The following is a 25122-nucleotide window of genomic DNA, read 5'->3' as shown; positions in this document are numbered from 1 at the left end:
CTCTATGAGCATAGCTTATAGAGTGAATAAACCAACAAATGAATTACTATTTATGATTATATGATGCGAGGTTAAATATGATAACGCAAATAACTAAAGGACAAAAAGGGATAACTGAGTATTTAACCACAGGAGAGACATATTACTCGGAATATAAAAGAGATGAAAAGGATAGAAGAGTTCCTATAATGGGAGATCTTGATAGTATAAAGATGTCCGAGGAGAGTCAGCTTGATAAAAGTAATAAAAAATATAACTATTACCACTGTTCGTTAAGTTTTACAAGAGATGAGTGGGAGAGACTTGAAGCGGAAGGAAAGATTGAAGATCTTCTTAAAGAGTATATTAGACTTCAGTTTCCAAATCATGAAATTGATGAGATGATATATTACGCAGAAGCTCATCTGCCAATATTGCAGAGTGAGCCATATCAAACTAGAAACGATAAATCAAAAAACGCAAGCAAGTTAAATGAAAAATATGAAGGAAAGATGATTGGAAGAATTCCGCATATACACTTAATAATATCTATGGAAAACATGAAATATAGTAGACAGATAACAAGCGGAGGTATTATATATTCAAAAAATAAGTCTCAGATTGCTGCAAGTGCTATTAAATTTAAAAAGCTTGTAGATGAGATATTGTGCGATAAGTTTGATCTAAGCTATGTTGATCAAGAAAATTTAGATGAAAGGTATAAGAAATTTAAACTTTCATTAGAAGAGAAAGAAAAAGAGTATGAGAAATTTGCAGTAGCTGCTAGAAAAGTAGTAAAAGGCAAACTAAGACCAAGTGTTGTTACTCACGAAAATGAAAAAGAACCAATAATAACAATACCAAATTCAAAAGATATAAATTTCAAAGAGATAAATATATCAATAGAAGAGCTAAAAGAGGATAAGTCTTCTATTGTTTCTAACGAGCTTTTAAAAGCGAACGAAGAAAAGATTAAAAATACTCAAAAAGATATTGCCAAAGTGCTAAGAGAGACAGATGTAAATATTTTTCTGCCGACTCTAATATCTAGATATAAAATACCTAAAGGAGCTTTTAGGGCTGGAGAAAACAATAGGGTAAATTTCGACTTTAAAAACAAAGACGGAAGCATAACTACAAGAAACCTTACCATTATAGACTATTGTACTAAGCAGTTAAATATGAGATTTAGTGATGCCGTAGATGAGCTTACGCTTATTCTTAACGATCAAAAATCAATACAGACTGTAATACCGCAAAGTGATAAGATAAAGATCAGCGTAAGCAATGACTTTAAAATACTGCCAGACAGCACAAATAAAAAACCAAAGTATCAAGCGCTTAACGGATGGAAGACGATAGAGATTGAGCCTTCTAATCTAGAAAGTACCCTAAAGTCATATTCGGCTATATCAATGGCTGTATTTGAGAGAGGTGAGAGAAGTAATGAGAATATAATAGGAGTTAATCCTCTGCTAATTTATGATGTAGATAATAGCGATAATAAAAAGCCACAGTTCACAATAAGTGATGCAGTAAATACTCTAAGCTCAAAAGGTATTCAAGGATATATCTACCCTTCGGCTTCTCATCTTTTGGACAAAAAGACGCAGAAGTTTAGACTTCTAATACCAACACTCAATGCATTTGACTATTTAAAACATAAAACTACCGGATATAAGATATATATGGATAATACAACAAAGTTTCTGGGATTAAAAGACAAAGTTGATGAAGTTTACAAAACGCCTTCTCAACTTTACTATACCCCTAAAAAAGATACTGAGCTAATTATAGTACCGGGTCAAGTTTTAGACAACGGTAAAATAATAAAACAATCTGAACAAGATATAGAATTAGTACAAGAGAAAGAGATTATTAAGCAAAAAGGGTTTGAAGGAATTTTAAAAGAGTATCGACATGCAAAAGCCATAATTCTACAGCACGAACCCAAAGATAATGAAAAATATCTAACCAGAGTGAGTCTTCAAGGACTATATGATAATGTACCTATTTACGATCTTATGAGCTACTTTGATTCAAGTACGAGACTAATAAAAGAAGGCGAAAATACTATACTTCATAATAAGCAAGGAAGGCATCTGTATTTTAAACAAGAAAATACCGCATATCTTTTTAAGAAAAATAAGCATTATACGCCTTATATATATCTAGTAGATAGATTTAATGAAGCTAAGCAGGCTATAGACGAAAGAATATACTGAGATGAAATCATTGAAAAACTAGCCCTAAAGCCTAATAAGCTAGAAAGTTTTAACCCTAGAAATATTAACGAGATATCTAAATTTTTCTCAAGAGTTGCTATAGGTGGCAAAAAACTATGGGAAAAAGTAACAAAAATAAACTACGCAGGGATAGCCGCAAATATAACAAGATATTTAAACGATTGGGATGATAAAGAGGGTATCGAGAATATTAAGGAGCACTATTCTATTGACAAGTTCATAAAAAAGGGCAATACATTACAAATCGGATATCTAAATAATGTATCGATAGAAGAGCTAAGGGGGAATGGACTTATGGAGTGGGAGATGTGTGTGGAGCAAAATAAAAGAGTTAAGGTGGATAGTATATTGGAAGAAAATGAGAACAAGATAGGAGAAGTAAGACAAAATGTGATCAAAATAGATGATTTAAGTATGTAATGCTATTTATAGTTATTATGTGGCAAATGCACAAAACAGCACCAAACAATATGAACCTTTAAATTTAAGATTTTACTTTAAAAACTTCTGTTGTAACTTTTATTTAATGTGGTTTATCTGTCTTTTGAGTAGTTAAATTTTGATATGAGTGATTTAAATTTGAAGATATCATAGCTTAAACCTTTCTAATTAGCTTAAAAAGATTTAAGCAAAGAATATTCCTTTGAGGTAAGTGTTTATACTAGCATATCCTTTCTGCTTTTAGCAACGGCTTCTAGTATGCCGAATATGCTTTTTCCGTTATCGAATTCACGCTTTATAAATTCATATAGCTCTCTTAGTTCGCTTGTAGCTTCATCTTTGTAAGTTTCCATCTTACTAACTACTTGCATAGGTTTAAATTTCTTCTCTTTTTCTTTTGCTTTAGGCTCGTTATCTTGTTCGCTCTGAAGCTTTTTTAGTATTTCTATAGAATTTTTAGCATCTTCATCGGATAATACTACGTTAAACCTCTCTTGCAAGGTATGTTTAGCCCACTGAGCTTTAAACTCATCTATACTAAGATCAGAATCAAGCAAATCCGCAGTCTTAGTTCCTTTAAAATCAACCAAAGCTAAAAGATGATGACTGGCATAAGTTTGTATTAACTCATTTACAGTAAAGACAGTATCTCTTAATGCCATCGTAGGTATTTTTTCTATACCTAAAGATTTACTCTCGTCTATAAAATCTTTTAAATCCCTAATCTCTTCACTACTAAAATTAGGATCGTATCCCATAAGCTTGCCAAAGATGCTAACTTTAGCTTCCTCTCCTCTTGTATAGCCGGTAAGCGGATACACAAGTCTATCATGTAGCTTTGCTCTATCCTTATCGCTTAGTCTTAAGAAGTCACCTGAACCCATACCGTTTACTTCTTTTATAAAGAAATCTTTTAACTCACCTTTAAAGCCTATCTCTTTTGCTATATTTTCTCTGCTGTATTTTTTAATATCAATTGGTATCGTAGGCGTTTGGTTGGATATTTGCATCATGTGACCCTTTAAACATTAAAAATTGTTTCAAAGGATAAAAGGTTTGTTTAAAAAATCCTTTGAAATTTATAAAACACTCTGTATTCATATCGGCTAATGTTAAATTTTCTTAAGTCTTTTAATCTGTAATAACCATTAGTATTGATTTAAAATATCTATTAAGTATGAAATCATCATAAACAAATCTTAAATTTTGTCGATATATCCTGAATGTCTTTTAAAAGGATTTAAATGATAAGCAGTTCAAACAATGTCTCATTTTTAAAACTACCTGATGTAGATATAGCTAGAGCAAATAAAAACCACTCTTTAAAAGAAACGGTTAAGGTTGGCGATGAGATCATGACTTCGGCAGAATACCTCAATAGACAATCACAAATAGAGTATAGAGCAAAAGACTTTTTAAGAGCTCAGTCAAGCAGTATTATCTCAAAATTTCGTGTAAATAATATTATGGATATTAACTATAGCGATACTTTAAACAAAGACGGCTCATTTAAAAATATCAATACAAACAACATACTTAACAGAAACAACGGCTTAGACTATTATTATCGCTCATCTCCTACCTTGGTCGGAGACTTTGCCAAATATGACTTTACATATCTTAATTCAAGATATTCGGTTAAAGACGAGCAAAGAATGGATAGCGTATTAAACGATCATAACGCACTAAAAGAGATTAAGGAAAAATACGGAGTTGATACTTCAAATGCTTATATCAATGGCTCTCTTAGGGGAAATAGATACTTTCAAGGCATAAACGCAGACCCTCACTCAATCAGCATGGCTTTCATAGATCAAAGCGGATATCTTGAAAACACCAAATCATCAAATTTAAATTCTTACGCCTCATCAAGCACTTTACATACTAAATACGGTGACGTAGAGGTATTTTTAGATTTATACGGAGATAACGATAAGCTAGGCATAGGAAAGCTTACCAGCAATGCTTTACTTTTTAACTTTGATAGTAACGCAGACGGAATATTAAATTCAAGCGATAAGCTGTTTAGTAAGCTTAAGGCAAGAGGATACGATAAAGAAGGAAATGAAAAGATAGCAAATTTAAGCGATGTAGCACCCGATATCGATCTAACTAAATTTATAAATAAGGATGTCGTTAATTGGAATCAAAAAAGAAGAGATATCATTAACTCCGAATCACTTGCCAATAACGATATGAGAAATTTTGTAGATACTACAAATATAGATCATAGAATATCTTACTACTCTTCAAACCCCTACACAACATTTTCAGCTGAATCCAGATACCAAAAAATAGATAGATCTGATACTAAAAAGTTCTTTAATACCTATGCGGATAAAGACGGATGGGTAGATCTAAGAAACAATAACATATTTAACAAAGATAGCGGATTTAATAACTTTGCTTATGAAAAGGTTGGATTTGACGGAAAGCTAAAGCTTAGCGAGTTTAATCCTATAATAGAATCAGACACTCCTAAAGATAAAGACTTCTCATACACCAGATATCAAAGAAGTAGCTTTATGAAGTTTTATAACGATTACAATAAAGAGCTTGATGCTCATACTAAAGATATAGAGTGGCTAAGTAAGAATTTAAAAGATTATGATGTGCAAAACGCAGATGAGCTAATATCTAAACTAAAAGATAGTAAATCATCTTATATGCTTGCTATGGAAAATGAGTTTAAAAAAGCTACGGGATTAGAATTTAGCATATCAAATTTAGAAAAAGTAAAAAGAGCCTTTGAATCAGATAGTAATAAGGCTGCACTATCATTAAACGATAGCGATAGCGTAATAGCTATGAGAATGAATAGTAACGGAACCATAACTTTAAAATTTGATAGCGGTAGGGAGATAGACGTAAGAGATCTATATACGGATACCGGTAAATTAAATACTTCAGGAGATAAAAGAGCTAGCATTAACCTTGAAGCTAAGAATATGAGTAAAGAAGAGTTAAACAGCCTTGACTTTGAAACCATAGCTATTAAACAAGATGATAAATTTGTAAGCTTAAAAGAGCTTGGAGCAACAGCGATAAGCAAGATAATGAAAAATAATGAAGTTAGGTTTTTAATACATCTAGCAGATAATAACATAATAAGCTCAAATGAGTTATACAATATCTCATATCTTAACCATACTCTAAATAGCAATGATAAACAGATACAAGAGAAGGATAGATTCTATAAGAGAGTGGATGTGAGGGTGTGAATTATTGAAATAAAAAAATAAAAGAGTGAATTTGTTGCTTATTTTTTTTAAAATTCATGTATAAAAGTTAATCAAAGATACTATGTCAAGCACCTAAGTCAATTTGTCCTTTTTATTTTAATAGTGAGGATATAGGCTTTACATCCTCACAATATAATTATGATATGATAAAAGCTTTTTTAAAGCAACTCATCATCCATAGGCTCTCTTGCATTTATAGAGCCTAGCTTGCTTGAAGCTTTATACTCTTTATAGTTTTGTCTAGCCTCATTTAAAGATACTATATTTGGCTCTATTATTTTACTCGGGTTATTTATGGCTTCCGTATTATATTGCCAAAAACAAACAGGACAAACATCTTGTATTAAATTCTTATCCTCTTTATCTACTATGGTTAGATATCCGCAGCAAGGACATCTAACCATATTTAAGCTCCTCTTTTATTATAGTGCATATTTTTTTACTTGATCTAGTCAATAATTTATTTTTTGATTAGATATGTAATACGTAAAAATACTTGCATATTTATTTATTATACCAAATTCATTAGTAGCGGTATCAAATAAAACTATGCTCCTTCTTTTGTTATTAATGAATTTGATGAAATTTTGAAGTTCGTTTAATACATGCTCAATATTTCTATTCTTGAGTTTGATAATCTTAATTGCATATTAACATTCAATATGCTCTTTTGTGATTAACCAAGAGCAGTCTAATTCTAATTTTTAACTCCTAAAACATGCAGTATATATAAAGTAAATGCAAAGTTGATTTTACCTATGCTTATATTTTTTACAATTTTATCCTTGACGTATTTTTCTTTTAATATTAATAACATTTTTAAAGTTATAGCAGAATTTTTCAGCACTCTTACAATGAAAACCTTGTGCATTTGTTACATAACATGAAAATACAATAATATAACTATAAAAAGATGTCTGATTTTATATAAAATAAAAAATCTTAGTTCTTATATACCAGAATATGGTATAATACAAAACATAAAGAACCTATAGTTTTAAAATAAAAAGTAAATAAGGGACTAATTAAGGGACTTTCTGAAACTTAAAGTTTTAAATATCTATTTTATCGGTATTTAAGTATTACTTTCGAGTGAGCTTAACCCACCATTTTAGCAATGAACTCTATTAATCTATATATTCTTTATCACCTATCTTTGCTAGTTTTTCATTATCACTATTCGTGCAAAAACAATGGCTTAGTATTTTGTTTAAGATGCTACAATAGATCAACTATCGTATTTTATTATCCCTATCTAGTGACGAGCTTGCAGTAAATAAAAATTTTCATAATAGCCTTTAAAAACGCTACTCTTGATTTTTGCTGCCTGATAGTTTATTGTTGTCATCTCCGATTGTTTTGCTGATGCTTAAATTTTTCAAATTTAGCTTCTTTAAATAAACAAAAAAATAATGTTTAAGTCACAATTTAAATTTGGATATAAGAGACTATTTGTAATCAAATTATCATGTAAAATATTTTTTGCCTATAATAAGATATAGCTCCTCTTTATTCTTTAATGTTGTTAAGAATTTATATTAATTCCTTTTGTACAAATCAATCGTTTGAGATCTTATATAGATCCACAAAAGCTCTAATGATAGAAGTTTTATCGCTTGTTAAGGCGCTTTATAAGAACAAGCTCATTTTCATGAACACGATATCTTTATTTTTTTCAAGCGAACCAGTTTGAATCCCCTCTTTTGTATTTTAAAACTCTGTTATTTTATTGATTAAAACAAGAGTCTTTTGAATGACTTGTAAATAATTATAGATGTTTCTAGTTGTTGATAAATTTTTAAATCAAATTTCATTTAAATCAAATACTATAGGGGTTTTGATATTTATATTATAAGATTCTACGGGAAGTGAATAGCGAGCATTATTAACAATTTTTATTGCATGATTGTCTAGTACTTTGTGTCCGCTACTTTGGACAATGCGTATATATTCAAAATTTTCGTTGTCAATTTGCTTAAATTCTACTATAACACGCCCTTGAATTTCTTGCTCTATTGCTTTTTTGGGATAGCTCATATGTTTTTTAAGCGCTTTATAAATTTCACCATCTAAGTTTGAACCTCCTTGTCGATCTGGTGTAGATACACCGCTTTGAGTGGTACCGCCTGCAGTGTTTATGTTGTTATTTGCAGCTATATTTGGTTGCGATTTCGCAGCTGGCTCTCTTTTTTCTTCGATTTCTTGAGGTTTTTCTTTGGAAATTTTTGGTTGCTCTGTCGGTTTTTGGGGCTTTGGTTTAGGTTTTTTAATTTTTTTTTCTTTTTTAATCTCTTTAATCTCTTTTTTAATTTCTTTAATTTCCTCTCTAACCTCAATCTCTTTTTGATCCTGAACTTCTTGTGTTTGCTGTTCTACTTTTGGTGTCTCTTTAGCCAAAGCATCACTATTTTGATTTGCATCAGAAATTTGTGCAAAACTTATACCGAAAGCTTCTTCGCTACTCTTTTCTTTGGCAATATTTGTATTGTGAGAGATGCTTTTGAAGATAAAAAGTAATATAAGTGCAATGTGCAAGATTGCTGAGATCACAAAAGCTACAAATAAATTTATATTTCTTTTCATGTCTTTGATCGTGTCATGATTAAAAAATTTTGCAACTCAAATTCTTTTAGAAGTTGTAAAATATCTACAAATTTACCAAATTGAGCTTCTTTGTCACCCTTAAATAGTATAAATTGATCTTTTTGTAATATATTTAACTCGTTACGTAAATCGTCCATATCAATTACACGTTCATTTATACTTATTTCACCGTTTGCGTCTAGTGTTAACTCAATTTTCTCTTTTGGTAAATCTTCTTTGTCTAGGCTCGGATTAGAATCGGGTAAAGTTATGTTTATCTTGCTATATTCAATAAAACTTGCCGCCGTTAATACGATTGCAAGCAATACAAGCATAACATCAATAAGTGGTACGACATTTAGTTTAAAGTCATTTTTGATATCCATGATTACTCTTTTTGAATTTACTAATACATTTTTCTGCGGAACGTAGTGCAAAACCGTGAATAACAAGACTAGGTATGGCTACGGCTATACCTAGTGCAGTTGCTTTAAGTGCAAGCGAAAGACCTGTCATTATAGTGGAAGTTTCAAAATTGCCACTTTGCCCCATGCTGTAAAATGTAATAATAATACCCAAAACAGTACCGAGGAGTCCGACATAAGGCGCATTTGAGCCGATTATTCCGATGGCTGTTAGATTGCGAGTAACATCAAGTTCAAGTTCTGTGATATCGGTATAACTGTCTTGTTTGTAGCGTATAAAAAATATCATTCGCTCAATACCAAGTGCAACAACCACAAAACTCATTAATCCTAAAATCCAAAATATGATTAAATCAATATATTGGTTTAAAAATTCCATTAATTCTACCATTTGTATCCTCCTTCAATCCAGTACTGACGACCGGATTCGTACGTGTTGATATATTGTGCATTTAACGATCCATCCGCTTCGTTAATATTTCGTTCGCCTGTTTTATTTTTTCTACTTAAGACATTTAGCACGTCAAGATTGATGAAAAAATGTGATTTTTTCGGCATATTAAACTCGAATCCGATTCTTATATCCCAATTAAAATACGGATTGGATACTTTTTGTGTTTCGTATGAGCCGACTTTATGGCCATTATAAAGTGATGTTTCTTGCTCTTTTTTAATTTTTCCGTTTTTATCTACTTTATTTACATAAACTGGGTATACCCGTTTAAGAGGAGCTTGAATTTTAAAAGTATTGCCGACGGTCATATTTATTTGATGAAAGATTGAAATAGTACTAAGCATGAGTGCCCAGTCTCTGCTAAAATCTTCTGCCGGAGCATCTTCTAGTTTGATGTATTTACCGTTAAGTTTAATGTAATCATAATTGGGAATATAATCAACGTTAGGCTTATAAATTTTAGGTACGTCGGTAAAACCTTGTACAAATGAGTTGTATGCAAATGAATTTGATCGTTTTTTAGTATAATTAAAACCAAGTTCAAATTTATGTAGCGAATTTGGAAGTTTTATCGGTTTAATATTGCTAACCGCAAAAGTGTAGATATCACTTTTGCTTTTACCTTTATTTGTATAAATTCTTAATTTTGTAAAGTCAGTATATTTATTTTTGTTATTATTTTTTTCAAAATCACTTCTATTAAAACCTTCGCTTAGTGCTAAACTATCAAAAATTTGATCCCTTCCTTTTCTGCGAATATATTTAAAGGCTATATTGTAATTATCTATATCTTGAGATATACCAAGCGCTATTTCGTCATCATACGGAACTTTGAGTTTTTTATAAATTCGTCCTTTCTTATTTTTTTCTTTTTCGTCTATTATAAATTTATATTTATCGGGGTTATATGAACCGTCGGTATTAAAACCTTCCTTTTTATAGTAAGTGGCTAAAGTTTCTCTATTGTTTTTAAGCTCGAAAGTGTATGGAACTCGTCCATAGTATCGGTTGAGTCCGAAACTAAAAGTAGTATCGCCGATGTCAAGTGAAGTAGCAAATCGCGGTGCTACGCGTAAATCTCCTGTGTATGTATCAGTCTCAAATCGCACTCCGGGTCTTATTGTAAGGTTATTGGCTTGAATTTCTTCTTGTAAATATAATGAAAACTCATTAACCTTTGTTTCAATTTTTCCTTTGTATTGCGTTTTTTTGGTATAAAAATATCCGCGTCTTTGTTTTTCGACTTTATTTCTATTTATAGGAGTTAAGACATCGTCTTCGATAAAGCAAGCCTCCTCGTCATCTTGACATGATGTAATATATTCGTTAAATTTACCTGTCTTTGTGTTGTAGCCTACTTTTGAGTATGCACTTTGATAAACATTAAATTCTTTCACGTCATATTTTGCTTTAGTAGTTTTAAATTCAAACCCTCCACTAAAAGTATGTTCGATATCAAAATTATCAAGTTTAAGCAAAAGTTGCTTTTCCAACTCAATATCTGCTTTGTATGAGAGTGTTTTTTGCTCTTGTGTTACATCTCCGTAGCCACCTTCATTAACATCAGTTTTAAAAACTCGAACTCTTTCTTGCAGGGCTCTGCCCGGCATAGGTATTCTTTCTCTTAAGCTACTACCAGGAAGTCTATAGTATTCATGTTCGGCATCTTTTGAAGCCGTAAGGTTTGAATAGCCGAATACTTGATTAAATTTGCCAGCATCAAATTCATATCCGACATCAATTGAACCTATAAGTCCGCCCGAGAGAAAAGTTTGCTTGCTATTTTTGGATGTATTGTCATAATATACTGCACTACTAGGAGCCTTGATGATAGTTGGGGTAATAGTTAGTTCATCAGTTGGGAAATATTTTATCTTAAAGAAGAAATTCTCGTTCTGACGTGTTTGATTTCGTTTTAGCTCGCCATCGGCAAAATAGGCAAAATTTTCATGGTATGCGATAAGTGGAATAATCGAGTTTTGACGTGTATAGTTAAATAAGAGTCCAAAATCTTCAGTTAAATAGCCTTCAAGCTCTAATGTATGTTTTTTCTTTTTGAATTTAGGTTGATAAAGTGCTTTTGTTGAATTGTTAAAAGCTTCTTTTTCTTGTTCGTCAATAATTTCTTTTGTCATTAAATCACTTGTATATGCGCTACTAATCTTGCCATGAAAGCCTTTGCGTGGATTTCGTGTTTTGCTTTCTATCACTCCCCCCTGAAAACCTCCGAATTTAGCACTTACTGAGCTATCATGAACATTTAATGTCTCAATTAAGCCTGGGTCTAAATTTATTCCTTGTGAAACAGAGCCTATATCGGGAAGCGGATGACCTATCATTCCTCTTGAGCCGCTACTACCGACATCTTCGACATTGTTTTGATTGGAGACACGCTGGGCAGGATTTAAATCGTTATTTACACTAATACCATCTATTGTAAAACTATTCTGATAAAATCTTGCGCCATTAATGCTAATGTCTTGAGGATCTAATTCTCCTTGGTTTTTTGCATTTGATTGATTGTTGGCAAAGCTTACATTCGGATTCGTTTTAAGTAGATCCGTTAGTCCTTTTTTGGGTCCAGCAAAAGAATTTATTGAATCTTTTGATAAAATTTTTCCACTTTGAAATTTGCTATTTTTTGTAATAGGTTTTGCAGGAGCTTTTGCTGTAACATTTAAATCTTGAAGCTCAATATCTTTAGCAAATACGCCTATAGTTAAACAACATAATGATGAACCAACAGCTAAAAATTGTAATTTTGTATAAATAGTCGGTTTGCTATTTTTCAAAATTTATCTCCATTTTAAAATTGAAAATTAAAATGTGTATTATATAAAATAAATTCTTAATATAATTTAAATATATATATTAGTTTTTTATAAGTTACTAAATTATATTATTTTAATTTTTCTTGATTATAATTAACTGAAATTTAAAAATTGTATTCGTTATCAAAATTATTGGAAATAGCATAAAAAGTATTAAAATTTTTAGTTTAAAAGCTTAAATTTCTATTATTTTTCATCAAAATCGGAGTTATTGAGTTGTGCCAAGCAATATTATGAAAAGAGTTAAAGTCGTTTTAAAATTTAATATTAAATATAAATATTGAAGTACAAATAAAAATATTTACAATCTTCATGATATTATTTGGATTTAATTTTGAAATCATAAGAATTTTCATATTAATTTATACTGTATGAGTTTTGCAGATATAATATACACTTAATTCATGGTTTTGCAATTTAAATAAATTTTGATTTTAATAATATTATTGATTTGAAAATAGAAAATATATAAACTGCATATCCTAGTATACACGATAATAAGTAAGCGATAAAAAGAGCAGTAATTGAAACTGAGCAAAAATAGTTTAATTTTATACAAAGTGAAATATAATATTAATTATTAAGTACTTATTAAAATTTCAAATAAAATTTACTTTTTAAACCAAAAAAGATCTATATACAATTTTCTCTTGTCAAGAAACTAAATTTTAGTTATTTTATTGTTCTTATTGCATTTAATATCGCTATCAGCGCCACGCCAACATCTCCAAAGACTGCCTCCCACATAGTTGCGTATCCCAAAGCCCCCATTATCATGATCGCGACTTTCACCCCGAGTGCAAATACGATATTTTGCCAGACTATCGTGCGGGTTTTTTTGGCGATTTTGATGGCAGTTGCTACTTTTGAGGGCTCGTCGTTCATTATGACGATATCGGCAGCTTCTATCGCCGCATCGCTTCCTGCTGCGCCCATAGCTACTCCCACGTCGGCTCTTGCAAGCACGGGCGCGTCATTTATGCCGTCTCCTATGAAAGCCACTTTGCCCTGCCCTACTTTTTGGGCTAAAATTTCTTCCAAAATTTCAACCTTTTGCGTCGGTAAAAGCTCTGCAAAAAATTTTGTTATGCCAAGTTTATTTGCGATGTTTTGGGCGATATTTTGATTATCGCCCGTTAGCATTACTATCTCTTTTGCGCCCTCTTTTTTGATTTGCAAAATTGCCTCTTTGGCATCTGTTTTTAGCTCGTCGGTTATTATAAATTTGCCTGCAAATTTACCGTCTACGGCTGCATAAAGCACCGTTTCAAGTTGGGCTGAAGCTTTGAATTTAACTCCTTGCGAGAGCATAAATTTAGCATTACCCGCCACTATCTCTTTGCCGTTTATGTTTGCTTTTATGCCCCGCCCCGCCATCTCTTCAAATTTAAGCACGAGCGACTCGTCTATGTTGCCGCCTGTTCTTTCATACTCTTTTACGATCGAAGTTGCTACCGGATGGGTTGAGAAAAATTCCGCGTGAGCTACTAGTTTTAGGAATTCCTCTTGGTTTTTTATTTGTAAATTTTTGTCGTTTAGCTTGATTTGGCTTACTTTGAAAATTCCCTTTGTAAGCGTTCCTGTTTTGTCAAATACGACCGTGTCCACGCTGTTTAACGCCTCTAAATAGTTTGCACCCTTGATGAGTATGCCGTGCCTTGAAGCTCCTGCGATCCCGCCGAAAAACCCAAGCGGGATTGAAACCACAAGTGCGCAAGGGCATGAGATAACCAAAAACACAAGCGCTTTATAAACCCAAGCCGCAAGCTCTTCGTTAAACACAAGCGGCGGGACAAAGGCGATTATAAGAGCGATAAAAACTACGCTTGGCGTGTAGTATCTTGCAAATTTAGTGATGAAATTTTCGGTTTTTGATTTTCTGGAGCTTGCGTTTTGGACTAGATCAAGTATCTTTGAAACTGTTGATTCGGCAAAAATTTTACTTACCTTTATCGTTACCAGTGCGCTTTTGTTTATATAGCCGCTTAGTGCGCTTTGCCCTACGCCGATCTCTTTTGGTAAGGATTCTCCTGTTAGCGCGGAGGTGTCAAAAGTCGAAAATCCCTCTACGATCTCGCCGTCAAGAGGCACTTTTTCGCCTGGTTTTACGACGATGAGATCTCCTATCTGAACCTTTTGAGGCGAGACTTTTTGTACCTGTGCGCCGAGTTTTAAATTTGCAAATTCAGGCCTTATGTCCATTAGTGAGGCGATTGATTTGCGAGATTTATTTACAGCCGTTTCTTGAAACAGCTCGCCTATCCTGTAAAAAAGCATAACCGCAACAGCTTCGGAGTACTCGCCTATGGCAAAAGCCCCGATCGTGGCTATACTCATAAGGAAATTTTCATCAAACACACGTCCTTTTATGATGTTTCTGGCGGCATTTGCCACAACTCCTCCGCCTATTGTCAGGTAGCTTATGAAAAGCAGGGCAAATTTAAGCCCATGATCGATAGGAGCGGCAAGAGCGAAGGCAAATATCACCGAGCCTACCACTATCTTAAGGGCTATGAGTTTTGTTTTGGTGTTTTCTTTCAAGCTTTCATGCGAATTTAAATTCACCTTTTTCTCACTTACTAGCACGCCATCTTCTATGCTGTCAACGAGAGCTTGAATTTCTTTGATAAACTCATTTGTATTTATTTTTTTGTCGCTTGTTATTGAAATTTTTTGCCCCAAAAAGTCTAAATTCGCCTCTTTGATACTGTTCATTTTTGCTATTTTCGCTTCGATCTTCGCAGCGCAATTAGCGCAAGTTAAATTTTCAAGCAATAGAGTTATCTTGGTGCTCATTTTATCTCTCCATGATGTGTGTAAGCCCTTGTTCGATGATACTTTTTACGTGTTCGTCATCAAGTGAATAATAAACCACCTTGCCCTGCTTTTTGTGCTTAACTAACCTTCCTTGCTTGAGCACTCTAAGTTGATGCGAGATGGCCGAGTGGCTCATGCCAAAAAGTGCCGCGATATCGCAGACACACATTTGCGATTTGGATAGTGCGCTTAAAATTTTTATCCTAGTCGTGTCGCCTAAAATTTTAAAAAAATCGCCAAGATCGTATAGGATTTCTTCGCTTTTCAGCTCGCTTCTTACTTTTTCTATCACATCTTGATGTATGATCGTGCTTTCACAAACCGCTTGTAAATCGTTATTTTGTATATTTTCTTGCATTTTTTACCTTTATATATGAACAATTATTCATTTGAGCAAGTATATAACTTTAAAAATAGTTTGTCAAGGATTATAAAAAGAGTCCTGCTCAATTTTAATTTTTAATATGAGCAGGATAAAGGAGAGAATGAAAGTTTGTATTATTAACTAAATTTGCAGTCTTTGTTCTGTGATTTTAATCTTAATAAATCATGTTTCAATAAAATAAGACCCAATGATAGAGTAAAGATATCTTTTAAGATAAATCCATCCGGTTTGCCAAGCTGAGGCAGTAGGCTAAGTGTCGTTAGTGCTGTAACTATAACTATCAAAGATCCTAAAACTCCTGCTTTTGGTTTAAAATACCCGATAATGAGCGAGATATAAGCAACGGTTTCAACAACTCCTAAAAAATAACTTGCGCCGTGAGAGCCAAGTAAAGCGGATAAGAAATTTAACCAAGTGGTAGAAAACAATGGCTTTAATGCTTCAACTTCAAATTCAAACCATTTGAAATTCCCAAAAATACAAAATATCAAGATTACTGCAAATCTTGCAAAATTAATATCGCAGTTGGAATTTGCAAATTTCTCAAGTAAATTTTTCATGTTTCTCCTATTTTTTGATTTTGTAGAAGTTTAACGAAAAAGAATTATGTAGTGTGAAATTTAAGAATTTAGCCGAAGAGGTCGGCTAAATTTAGTAGCGAATTTTGTTGGTTTTTAAAAAATCCCGTAAGTCTTCGTATTCGCTGTTTTCAAAGTAGCGCCATTTGCCAGGCTTTAGCATACCAAGATCAACTCGACCGAAACTCACTCGCTTCAGATCCATAACTTCAAGATCAAAATACCCAAAAAACCTTCTTAACTCTCGATTTTTACCCTCGTTTATGATGACTTTTAGCTTTGTGTATCCTCCGCTTGAGCCAAAAATTTTATACGCCAAAAAAGGCTTAAATTCCATTGATTTGATCTCGGTTTTAGCATGCGCGCCTTTGGTTGCGTCTGCAGCGAAAAAGCCCTCTTGCATCGCGGTTATCACCTCCTGCCCTACTTCACCTTTCACTTTTAGATAGTACATTCTTTCTATGTCGCTTTCCATGAGCGCAGTTGCGATTGCAGGTGCGTCAGTTAGCAGCAAAAGCCCTTCGCTCGCATAATCAAGCCTTCCAACGCTTACAAATTTAGCAAAATTTCGCGGCAAGCTATCATATATCGTCTTTCGTCCGCGATCATCTTTTTTGCTAACAAGCTCGCCCTTTTGTTTGTGATAGGCGATCACTGTAAAATCCTTTTTAAGCTTCACCAGGCGACCGTTTATCTTAACTTTATCTTCATCGCTAACGCTTGTGGCAAGCTCACTAACAACTCGGTTATTTACGCTAACTTTGCCGTTTTTGATGAGCTCATCAGCCTCTCGGCGCGAGTAGCTTGTGTTGTGCGAGATGAATTTATTTAGTCTCATTTTTGAATTTTCCATCATAGCCCCAAGCTCGATAAATCGTGTATGTGTAGCACTCCAATCGGTCTTTCGCCCTCGTCAAGCACTACTAAAATTTGGATCTTATACTCCTCAATCAGCCTTAGCGAATCTATCGCTAACATCTCTTTGTTTGTTAGTGTTTTTGGCGTTTTGGTTGCGTATGTTATCGCTTTTTCGTTGATGTCAAAGCTCTCGCTCATAAGCGCTCTACGTAAGTCTCCGTCGCTTAAAACAGCCTTTAATTTGCCCTCGCCATCAACCAACAGTACATTGCCAAGCTTGCCGTGAGTCATCGCGTCAATCGCTGTTTTAAGACTAACGTCATCTTTTATGATCGGTAAATTTTGCGTTTTCATCACGTCTTTGACCTTGACAAATAGCCTTTTGCCAAGGCTTCCACCCGGGTGGAAATTTGCAAAATCTTCTTGCTTAAATTCTCTTTTTCTCATCAGGCAAACCGCAAGCGCGTCGCCAAGCGCTAAGGTTAGGGTAGTTGATGTTGTCGGAGCGATATTTAGTGGGCAAGCCTCTTTGATGATGTCTAAATTTAAAAGCGCGTCGCTAAATTTACCAAGGCTGCTTTCCTTGCTCTTTGCCATGCCGATTATCTTGATACCAAATCGCTTGATATGCGGCAAAATTCGCACGAGCTCATCGCTTTCGCCGCTAAAGCTTATCGCCAAAACAACGTCATTTTCATCTATCATACCAAGGTCGCCGTGCATCGCTTCGGTCGGGTGTATAAAAAAGCTTGGCGTGCCCGTGCTTGCAAGCGTGGCAGCTATCTTAGCGCCGATATGACCGCTTTTGCCGACTCCCGTTACGATAACCTTGCCTTTGGCGTTATACATCAAATTTACCGCCTTATCTATCTCGCTTCCAAGCTTGTTAGCCTGACGAATGAGCTCGGCGGCCTCTTCTTTTAGCACTTCGCTTGCGATTTGTATCATATCTTGCATTTTAAACCTTACATCAAATAAATTATCGGAACGATAGTCGGGTATTTTTTCACTTTTCTAAATATATGCTTTCTTATCACTTGGCGCACTTGGCTTTCAAGCATGCGGCTGTCTTTGAGAAGCTCTTCTTTTACGTTGCTTAAAAACTGCACGAGCACCTCTTCCATCTCTTTGCTAAATTCCCCGTCTTGCTTGTCTGCAACAAGACCGTAGCTAATTACACGCGGTTTGTTTATGAGCTTTTGGCTGTGACGTGAAATTTGAGCGATGATCATTACTACGCCCGCTTCTGCCAAATTTTGGCGGTCGATAACGACATCGTCTGAAATTTGCTTGTTGATTTGATTATCTATAAAGACTTTACCGGTCTTAACGGTTTTTGCTCTTTTCATGTATTTTTGGCAAATTTCAACCTGATCGCCGTCGCTCATAAGATATATGTTTCGCTCGTCCACTCCGCAGCTTATGGCTGTCTCTTTGTGTTTTGCGATGTGGTTGTATTCGCCGTGAACAGGAAGGAAAAATTTCGGCTTTGTTAAGCGGATCATGAGCTTTTGCTCCTCTTGTGCCGCGTGTCCGCTTACGTGAATTTCGCTAAAATCCTGATACGCTACGCTTGCGCCTGATTTTATTAAGAAATTTAGCACCGTCGATACGCTTCCTTCATTTCCCGGGATCGCTTTAGAGCTTATTATGATCTGATCGGTCGGCTTAATTTTTATATATTTATGCTCATCGGTCGCCATGCGATATAGCGCGCTCATCGTTTCGCCTTGGCTGCCAGTGGTTACGATTAGCACCTCATTGTCTTTGTATTTGCCGACCTCATTTGCATCTATGAAAATTTTCTTATCAAGCTTTACGTAGCCCAGCTCCATTGCGGTGTATAAGTTGCGTTCCATGCTTCTGCCGATGACGCAGACTTTGCGGTTATATTTAAGCCCCCACTCGATAGCCTGATATACGCGGTGGATGTTTGAGCTAAATGTGCTCATTATCACGCGCCCTTTGGATTTGGCAAATATCGCGTCAAAGGTCTTTCCTACGCTGCTTTCGCTCTTTGTGATACCTTCTCTGTAGCTGTTTGTGCTATCACTCATCAAGCACAGCACACCTCGCTCGCCGTAGTATGCGATACGTCCTAAGTCGGTCGGATAGCCGTCTATGGGCGTGTGATCTATCTTAAAGTCACCCGTGTGCAAGATCGTACCCGCCTTTGTCGTAATGGCAAGTGCGGATGAATCGATAATCGAGTGAGTTATATGTATCCACTCCACTTCAAAATCACCGATTAGATAAGGCTTTCGCTTTTCAACCGAGCGAAATAGCGAACGCTCCTGCTTTAGCCCATGCTCTTCAAATTTGTTATTTATCATTCCAAGCGGAAGAGGCGTAGCGTAGATAGGAAATTTAAACTCTTTATAAAAATACGGCACCGCACCGATATGATCTTCGTGCGCGTGAGTTATAATAACGCCTTTTATCTTCTCTTTTATCTTTCGCACGTAGTCAAAGTCAGGTATGAGTATATCAACTCCGTGCATGCTCTCGCTTGGGAAGCTCATGCCGATATCTACGATTATCGCGCTTGTTTCGGTCTCAAACACCGTCATGTTTCCGCCGATCTCGCCAAGTCCGCCAAGAGGAGTTACTCGGACTTTGTGATCGCTTGAATTTAGATATTTTAGCGGTTCAAGCCGAAGTTCTTGAGCGGCTTTGTTCGCCTCTATCGCGCTTGCGATGTCTTGTTGCCATTGCTCGTTACCGTTTAGTTTGGCGGGCAAATTTTTTTTCGGCTTTTTACTCTTTTTTGGCTTTTGTGCATCATCGTTTGAGCCGTTTTGGTTGTTTTGCTGAGTGCTAGCATTTTTATTTTCAGCGTTTTTCTTGCCGTTTTTTGAATTATTTTGAGAATTTTGTCCGCCATTTTGAGAATTTGGTTTTTTGTGCTGCTTTGAGTTGGCTTTTTTGCCGTTTTGTTTAGCGGAGCTTTCGTGGCTTTTATTTTGCGTTTCGCCGTCAAAAGAAGTCGCAAAAAAATTATCTATAACGTTATTGCTCGCTTTTTGTTCGGCACTTATTTCTGCATTGTTTTCGCCTTGATTGTTTTTGTTTTTCGGGCGAAATCTTCGCTTTTTATTGCTCTTTCCTTTGGAGACTACAACTTTGTCTTCGTTCATCTTTTACCTTTAATTTTTCAAATATTTTTAGATAAAGATTGACATCGATCTCGTGAGGACGTAAATTTTGGCTCAAATTTAGCTCGCCGTAAATTTCAGCCAGCAAGCATTTATCGAAATTTGCCGATAAATTTTTACTAAGCGTCTTTCTTGGTGCGCTAAAAGCGGTTTTTAAAAATTTTTTAAATTTTTCATACTCGAATTCGGTATTAAAAACAGCATTTTTGCCTATCAAATTTTTGCTTTTTTGGATCTTTATAACAGATGAGGTTACTTTTGGAGGCGGGTTAAAACACTCGCTTGGCACGTCAAAAAGCAGCTCACAGCCACCTTGAAGCGATGCTAAAATCGCCAGCGCGCTAAATTCGCTCTCGCCGCCTTTGGCGCTAAATTTGACCGCGACCTCTTTTTGTATCATTACAACAAGTCCGCGACATCTCTCATCTTCGATAGCGTTTAAAATCATCTTGGTGGCGACGTAGTAGGGCAAATTTGCCGTTAAAAAGTAGTCTGTCTCACTCAAACCACTTTCGTCCCACCGACTTAACGCATCTGCGCAAAAAAGTCTTAATCGTCCGTCTTTGATCTCTTTTGCAAACTTTTTTTCAAGCAGTTCGTAAAGCTCGCTATCTATCTCGTAGCTCGTAACCGAATCTGAAATTTGCAAAATTTTTGACGTCAAATCACCTAAGCCAGGCCCAATTTCTACTATGTTTTGCATATCTTTGGGAATCGATTGGATGATTTTGTTCAGCACATTTTGATCGTGTAAAAAATTTTGTCCAAAATGTTTCTTTGCCTTGATCATTTGGCAAATTTATCCAAACTTTGCTTATAAAAAGTTTATTTTGAAAAATAAATATCATTATGGCTATGTTTTTCATTGAAATTTGGACGAAATTTTAGCCCTGAATTTTTAGCATATTTATGATAATAACTCTTAAGATTCTCCTTATAAATAATGTAATAGAATTTTCAGTAATATTTTATATAAGGCTTTTTATGAACGCTATCGAAGTAAAGAACATCACGCATTTTTACGGCAAAAAGCTGATTTACGAAAATTTGAGTTTTAACGTAAAGCAGGGCAGCGTGTTTGGGATTTTGGGCAGAAACGGCGTGGGTAAGAGCACGCTTATAAATATCCTAATGGGCTATATCCGTCCAAAAAGCGGCGAGTGCAGGGTGCTTGGCAAAAATAGCTTCAGCCTTGACAGCGAAGCCAAGCGCGATATCGCCTTGCTGTTTGAGGGATTTACAAGCTTTGAACATCTAAGTATCGCGCAGTATGAGGAGTTTTTATCCGCTTTTTATCCGCGCTGGGACAGCAAAATTTATAACGATTTGGCAAAGCTTTTAAAACTTAGCAAGGATCAAAAGCTAAACTCCATGTCCTTTGGGCAAAAGTCCCAAGTTATCCTTGCTTCGCTGTTTGCACAAGATGCCAAAGTGCTTATATTTGATGATTATTCCATGGGTCTTGATGCTGGATATAGGCGGCTTTTTGGCGATTATCTCAAGGACTATCTTGACGGCAAGGATAAGACAGTGATCGTCACAAGTCACGTAATGAGCGATCTTGAAAATTTGATCGATGAGTTTTTGATTGTCGAGCGAGGAGGGCGAATTTTTCAAAGCAAGATGAGTGAATTTATGCAGGATTTTAAGGTTTATAAACTACCGAAAGAATTTGATACAAGTGGAAAAAACTTCAAAAACATAGATGAATTTAAACATCACAAAATGGCTTATGGATTTGTAGATATCGACGGTTTTAAGGCGCAAAATGCAAATTTTGAGGATAAATTTTTAGGCTTTGTAGGCAGATACGAGTAGGGAGGATGAAGTGAAGTCGATATTTTTAAAAGAGATTACAAGACTAGGGCTGTTTTTTGGATTTTTGATTTTGGTTTTAGCTCTGTTTTTTGCCTGGTTTAGCTTTGATCTTAGCTACAAATTCGGAGCCATTCATCCAGAATCAGTCATCTGGTACGGCTATGTGTTTTTTGATAACGAGCCCGAATTTGTAACTTTTGCGGCTATTTCGGCAAGCTTTATCTGTGTGGCTTTGGCGCAGTTTTTACCGCAACGAAATCGTATAAAGTGCCTGCTTCATCTACCTGTGTCAAGCTTTCAAATTTTGATTTGGCACTATATTTTTGCCGCCTTGTTTTTTGTAGTTATTTGGGCTGTTTTTGGCGCTTGGCTTGTGTTTTTGGCAAGCAAATTTTATCCTATCGTTATCACAAAAGAGATTTTTATAAATTGGTGTTATTTTTGCTTAAGTTCGGCAGTTTTTTATATATTTACAAGTTCGGCGTTAATTGATAAAAAAAGCCTTAGAGCGGCTATCTCAAGCGTGATTTTTGTAGTAGTTTGCTTTGCGGTTGTGTTTTACGTTAAGAGCTTTGTCTTGCTTCTTGTTTTGCTTTTGGTCTCTATCTTGCTTGGATTTAATGCACTCATCTCGCACAAAGAAACTTCGATAAATTTAGCCTTTTTGTCGTTGATTTACGCAGGAATTTTAGCCATAGCGGGATTTGGCGGATATAAATTTTACGAGCAGAAATTCGCAAACAAATCCGAAAGGTATTATATATTTTACTCGCCGAGCCTTAAAGAATTTGTATTTCAAGAGAATTTGGGCGGGCATTATTTCGCCTACAGAAGCGCTAGCGGAAAGGTTTTTAAAAACGAAACGGAGTATAAAAACGAGCTTGCCTTTAACTACTATATGGACTTAAAACAGCAAGGCAAAATGCCCGTTAAAATCGGCGATGAGGTATTTAGCGAGGCTGATATAAGGCAGGCTAGGATGTCGATGACTTACGCGCCAAAAGACGGTGTGCCGATTGAAATTCCGCTCTATCCGCTCTTTAACCCCGATCCTAAAATTTCAGCCATACCTTTTAGCGATGACATGATTTATTTTGATAAGGATAAATTTCGCGTTTTTCATCATGACGGTGACGAGGAGAGGGAATTTAGCCAAATTTTAAATAAAGAGGCTAAAAATTTGGGCGTGAAATTTCCGATTCAGGCTGTTTTTGGAAGATTTACTAACCTAAAGCCTTTTGATGCGGGAGTGTTTTTTAAGGATAATTTGGGCGAGTTTTTTAATATCAAAATTTATGATAACAATGTAAGTTTTGAAGCGGTTAAGAGCCTTAAAAATTTTGAGTATCTACATATAAATGAGAGTAAAAATAGCGAATTTATGGGGCTTGCTTTTAATGAAGGCAAAATTTATCTGTTTAGCAAAGAGTATGAGCTAAAAGAGCTTAAAACGACCAAATTTGACCCTGCCACAATGCGTCTTAGATTAAGCTTTGATCCGAAATTTTTGCAAGTGAGATTTGATGACGGCAAGGACTACCGTGCGTTTGCTTTTGATAAGGATAACTTTAAGAAAATTGATGAAATTCATCTTAAAGCGCCTTAAATTTGAGCCGTTTTAAAAATGCTTAGTAATTGTAAAATTTGGCTAAAATAAAGCCACGAAACTTTTATCCAAGGAGAGAGTTATGAAGAAATTTAGTCTTGCAGTTTGCTTTGTCGCGCTATCTTTTGGCGCTTTAAACGCTCACCCGCTCATACCTGAGACCGATAGGAGCGTGCAGGTCTATAAAAGAGACGCGCTAGTTCCTTGGAACCGTGAAAATGCAGGCGGAGGCATAGGACCTTTGCTTGGGGATTTTGCGTATAACCGCCATCAGACAGGCGATCAAGACGCTTTTAGAGAGATAGGATGGCTAACTTTGCCAAAGGGCGCTTCCATAGGGCTTCATAAGCATATCGATAACGAAGATGTCTATATCATCATTTCGGGTAAAGGGGTGTTTACGGACTCTCACGGCAAGCAGACCGAAGTGAGTGCAGGTGACGTAACTATCGCTCGTCCCGGACAAAGCCATGCTTTAGCAAATACGGGCGAAGAACCGCTTGTGTTTATAAATGTGGTCGCGAAAACAGATAGTGCAGTTAAAAAATAAATTAGTAGAATATTCTACCAATTTATTTTAGTAGTTTTGCACGAATTAAAACATTGAAGTTATGTGTAATCATTCAGCATTAGTGTATATAGATACAGAACTATTAATCAAAATTTAAAGCAAGTCTAATTAAGGAATAATTTGGTGTCTGAAATTTTATGGACTATAATAAGTGAAGTATCTTATGCTTTGATTAGCTCAAAAGTATTTTGGATACTTTTATCTGTTTTTGTTGTGATAATTGTCATTTTAATGCTTTTTTCTTGATATTTTGACATAAAAAACTAAGTAAATTTTTGATAAAATCGGCAAAAATCACTTAAAGGATAAGCCGTGAATAAATTTGCCAAACGCATAATCCCATGCCTTGACGTTAAAGACGGTCGTGTTGTAAAGGGTGTAAATTTCGTAGGTCTTGTAGATGCCGGAGATCCTGTGGAGATAGCCAAAAGATACAACGAAGAGGGTGCCGATGAGCTAACGTTTCTTGACATCACGGCGACTCACTTGGGGCGAGATACTATCGTGGATGTGGTAGAAAAAGTGGCTCGCGAGCTTTTTATCCCGCTAACGGTTGGCGGAGGTATCAAGACTCTTGATGATATTTCACGGCTTTTAAACGTGGGGTGCGATAAGATAAGTCTAAACTCGGCAGCCATCCATAATCCGAATTTGATAGACGAAGCCGCGAAGAAATTCGGCTCTCAGTGCGTCGTAGTAGCCATTGACGCGAAGAGTTTTGATGAAGATTATCACGTCTTTATAAACGGCGGCAGGATAGATACGGACAAGCACGCTCTTGCTTGGGCGAAAGAGGCTAAAGATCGTGGCGCAGGTGAAATTTTACTAACCACGATGGATAAAGACGGCACTAAAAGCGGTTATGATTTGCGTATTACTAAGCTTTTTAGCGAGCTTGGCATACCTGTAATAGCAAGTGGCGGAGCGGGCAATATGCAGCATTTTAAAGAGGCGTTTTTGGCAGGCGCCGATGCTTGCTTAGCCGCTTCGATTTTTCACTTTAGGGAAGTTGAAATAAAAAAACTTAAAGAGTATCTGCGTGAAAACGGGATTGAAGTTAGGCTGTGATGGCTAAATTTGATTTTTGTGGATTTGATTTTATGAATTTGAATTTTTCAAGCTTTAGTCTTGAG

The 25122-nt window shown here is 35.3% G+C and carries 20 protein-coding genes; 7 read left to right on the top strand and 13 right to left on the bottom strand.

The features are described 5' to 3' along the window. Window positions 1–77: 77 nt before the first annotated feature. Window positions 78–2204 carry an aminotransferase gene (locus CORI_RS09940; RefSeq protein ID WP_173031839.1) on the top strand — a complete coding sequence of 709 codons (2127 nt, stop codon included), beginning with the start codon at window positions 78–80 and terminating at the stop codon, window positions 2202–2204. Window positions 2205–2519: 315 nt separating this feature from the next. Then, window positions 2520–2645 (top strand): hypothetical protein, encoded by a 126-nt coding sequence (locus CORI_RS10830; RefSeq protein ID WP_301952203.1) that lies wholly within the window; start codon window positions 2520–2522, stop codon window positions 2643–2645. Between the two features lie 236 nt (window positions 2646–2881). On the opposite strand, the gene CORI_RS10755 is transcribed toward CORI_RS10830, so the two are convergent. Beyond that, window positions 2882–3676: a hypothetical protein gene (locus tag CORI_RS10755; RefSeq protein ID WP_254064926.1), complete on the bottom strand. Its 795-nt coding sequence runs from the start codon at window positions 3674–3676 to the stop codon at window positions 2882–2884. A gap of 234 nt (window positions 3677–3910) precedes the next feature. Here CORI_RS10755 and CORI_RS09930 point away from each other — a divergent pair, with 234 nt between their 5' ends. Next, a complete protein-coding gene (locus CORI_RS09930; protein ID WP_173031838.1) occupies window positions 3911–5887 on the top strand; it encodes a response regulator in 1977 nt (658 codons plus the stop codon). Between the two features lie 179 nt (window positions 5888–6066). Here the strand turns inward: CORI_RS09930 and CORI_RS09925 are convergent, their stop codons facing one another. From CORI_RS09925 to rsmA, 12 genes are all read right to left on the bottom strand, one after another. Further along, window positions 6067–6312 carry a CPCC family cysteine-rich protein gene (locus CORI_RS09925; protein WP_173031837.1) on the bottom strand — a complete coding sequence of 82 codons (246 nt, stop codon included), beginning with the start codon at window positions 6310–6312 and terminating at the stop codon, window positions 6067–6069. Window positions 6313–7711: 1399 nt separating this feature from the next. Next, window positions 7712–8491 (bottom strand): energy transducer TonB, encoded by a 780-nt coding sequence (locus CORI_RS09920; protein WP_173031836.1) that lies wholly within the window; start codon window positions 8489–8491, stop codon window positions 7712–7714. Beyond that, entirely contained in the window at window positions 8488–8877 is a 390-nt protein-coding gene (locus CORI_RS09915) for a biopolymer transporter ExbD (protein ID WP_173031835.1), read from the bottom strand. The genes CORI_RS09920 and CORI_RS09915 overlap by 4 nt, the downstream gene beginning before the upstream one ends. After that, the gene (gene exbB, locus CORI_RS09910; RefSeq protein WP_254064925.1) at window positions 8861–9307 is read right to left on the bottom strand and encodes a TonB-system energizer ExbB; all 447 of its coding nucleotides are present in this window, start codon (window positions 9305–9307) and stop codon (window positions 8861–8863) included. Before exbB ends, CORI_RS09915 begins: the two co-directional genes overlap by 17 nt. Further along, window positions 9301–12162, bottom strand: a complete 2862-nt coding sequence (locus CORI_RS09905; RefSeq protein WP_173031834.1) for a TonB-dependent receptor plug domain-containing protein — start codon at window positions 12160–12162, stop codon at window positions 9301–9303. Before CORI_RS09905 ends, exbB begins: the two co-directional genes overlap by 7 nt. Before the next feature lie 711 nt (window positions 12163–12873). Beyond that, the gene (locus CORI_RS09900; RefSeq protein WP_173031833.1) at window positions 12874–14997 is read right to left on the bottom strand and encodes a heavy metal translocating P-type ATPase; all 2124 of its coding nucleotides are present in this window, start codon (window positions 14995–14997) and stop codon (window positions 12874–12876) included. 1 nt (window position 14998) lies between these two features. Beyond that, window positions 14999–15376: a metalloregulator ArsR/SmtB family transcription factor gene (locus CORI_RS09895; protein WP_173031832.1), complete on the bottom strand. Its 378-nt coding sequence runs from the start codon at window positions 15374–15376 to the stop codon at window positions 14999–15001. 143 nt (window positions 15377–15519) lie between these two features. Further along, on the bottom strand, window positions 15520–15963 hold the full coding sequence (locus CORI_RS09890) for a DUF417 family protein (protein ID WP_173031831.1): 444 nt from the start codon (window positions 15961–15963) through the stop codon (window positions 15520–15522). Between the two features lie 91 nt (window positions 15964–16054). Continuing rightward, a complete protein-coding gene (locus tag CORI_RS09885) occupies window positions 16055–16819 on the bottom strand; it encodes a pseudouridine synthase (RefSeq protein ID WP_173031991.1) in 765 nt (254 codons plus the stop codon). A 14-nt stretch (window positions 16820–16833) separates the two neighbouring features. Then, window positions 16834–17796: an SIS domain-containing protein gene (locus tag CORI_RS09880; protein WP_173031830.1), complete on the bottom strand. Its 963-nt coding sequence runs from the start codon at window positions 17794–17796 to the stop codon at window positions 16834–16836. A gap of 8 nt (window positions 17797–17804) precedes the next feature. Further along, window positions 17805–19976 carry a ribonuclease J gene (locus CORI_RS09875; RefSeq protein WP_173031829.1) on the bottom strand — a complete coding sequence of 724 codons (2172 nt, stop codon included), beginning with the start codon at window positions 19974–19976 and terminating at the stop codon, window positions 17805–17807. Then, window positions 19933–20784, bottom strand: a complete 852-nt coding sequence (rsmA, locus tag CORI_RS09870) for a 16S rRNA (adenine(1518)-N(6)/adenine(1519)-N(6))-dimethyltransferase RsmA (RefSeq protein ID WP_173031828.1) — start codon at window positions 20782–20784, stop codon at window positions 19933–19935. Before rsmA ends, CORI_RS09875 begins: the two co-directional genes overlap by 44 nt. Window positions 20785–20978: 194 nt before the next feature. Between rsmA and CORI_RS09865 the strand changes: the two genes are divergently transcribed. The 4 genes from CORI_RS09865 to hisF all read left to right on the top strand — a co-directional run bounded on the left by CORI_RS09865 (window position 20979) and on the right by hisF (window position 25057). After that, window positions 20979–21812 (top strand): ATP-binding cassette domain-containing protein, encoded by an 834-nt coding sequence (locus CORI_RS09865; protein ID WP_173031827.1) that lies wholly within the window; start codon window positions 20979–20981, stop codon window positions 21810–21812. A gap of 10 nt (window positions 21813–21822) precedes the next feature. Next, a complete protein-coding gene (locus CORI_RS09860) occupies window positions 21823–23418 on the top strand; it encodes a DUF4857 domain-containing protein (protein WP_173031826.1) in 1596 nt (531 codons plus the stop codon). An 82-nt stretch (window positions 23419–23500) separates the two neighbouring features. Beyond that, window positions 23501–23968 (top strand): cupin domain-containing protein, encoded by a 468-nt coding sequence (locus CORI_RS09855; protein WP_173031825.1) that lies wholly within the window; start codon window positions 23501–23503, stop codon window positions 23966–23968. Window positions 23969–24301: 333 nt separating this feature from the next. Continuing rightward, window positions 24302–25057 carry an imidazole glycerol phosphate synthase subunit HisF gene (hisF, locus tag CORI_RS09850; protein ID WP_173031824.1) on the top strand — a complete coding sequence of 252 codons (756 nt, stop codon included), beginning with the start codon at window positions 24302–24304 and terminating at the stop codon, window positions 25055–25057. Window positions 25058–25122 lie beyond the last annotated feature (65 nt).

Origin of the sequence: Campylobacter sp. CCUG 57310, assembly GCF_013201975.1 — a bacterium.
GTDB lineage: Bacteria > Campylobacterota > Campylobacteria > Campylobacterales > Campylobacteraceae > Campylobacter_A > Campylobacter_A canis.
The sequence above is the reverse complement of the archived record's forward strand: the minus strand, read 5'-3'. Positions and strand labels throughout refer to the sequence as shown.

Coding starts and splice junctions, on each gene's coding strand:
- CORI_RS09940 (WP_173031839.1), top strand. CDS start 78: ATGATAACGCAAATAACTAAAGGACAAAAAGGGATAACTGAGTATTTA.
- CORI_RS10830 (WP_301952203.1), top strand. CDS start 2,520: ATGGAGTGGGAGATGTGTGTGGAGCAAAATAAAAGAGTTAAGGTGGAT.
- CORI_RS10755 (WP_254064926.1), bottom strand. CDS start 3,676: ATGCAAATATCCAACCAAACGCCTACGATACCAATTGATATTAAAAAA.
- CORI_RS09930 (WP_173031838.1), top strand. CDS start 3,911: ATGATAAGCAGTTCAAACAATGTCTCATTTTTAAAACTACCTGATGTA.
- CORI_RS09925 (WP_173031837.1), bottom strand. CDS start 6,312: ATGGTTAGATGTCCTTGCTGCGGATATCTAACCATAGTAGATAAAGAG.
- CORI_RS09920 (WP_173031836.1), bottom strand. CDS start 8,491: ATGAAAAGAAATATAAATTTATTTGTAGCTTTTGTGATCTCAGCAATC.
- CORI_RS09915 (WP_173031835.1), bottom strand. CDS start 8,877: ATGGATATCAAAAATGACTTTAAACTAAATGTCGTACCACTTATTGAT.
- exbB (WP_254064925.1), bottom strand. CDS start 9,307: ATGGTAGAATTAATGGAATTTTTAAACCAATATATTGATTTAATCATA.
- CORI_RS09900 (WP_173031833.1), bottom strand. CDS start 14,997: ATGAGCACCAAGATAACTCTATTGCTTGAAAATTTAACTTGCGCTAAT.
- CORI_RS09895 (WP_173031832.1), bottom strand. CDS start 15,376: ATGCAAGAAAATATACAAAATAACGATTTACAAGCGGTTTGTGAAAGC.
- CORI_RS09890 (WP_173031831.1), bottom strand. CDS start 15,963: ATGAAAAATTTACTTGAGAAATTTGCAAATTCCAACTGCGATATTAAT.
- CORI_RS09885 (WP_173031991.1), bottom strand. CDS start 16,819: ATGAGACTAAATAAATTCATCTCGCACAACACAAGCTACTCGCGCCGA.
- CORI_RS09880 (WP_173031830.1), bottom strand. CDS start 17,796: ATGCAAGATATGATACAAATCGCAAGCGAAGTGCTAAAAGAAGAGGCC.
- CORI_RS09875 (WP_173031829.1), bottom strand. CDS start 19,976: ATGAACGAAGACAAAGTTGTAGTCTCCAAAGGAAAGAGCAATAAAAAG.
- rsmA (WP_173031828.1), bottom strand. CDS start 20,784: ATGATCAAGGCAAAGAAACATTTTGGACAAAATTTTTTACACGATCAA.
- CORI_RS09865 (WP_173031827.1), top strand. CDS start 20,979: ATGAACGCTATCGAAGTAAAGAACATCACGCATTTTTACGGCAAAAAG.
- CORI_RS09855 (WP_173031825.1), top strand. CDS start 23,501: ATGAAGAAATTTAGTCTTGCAGTTTGCTTTGTCGCGCTATCTTTTGGC.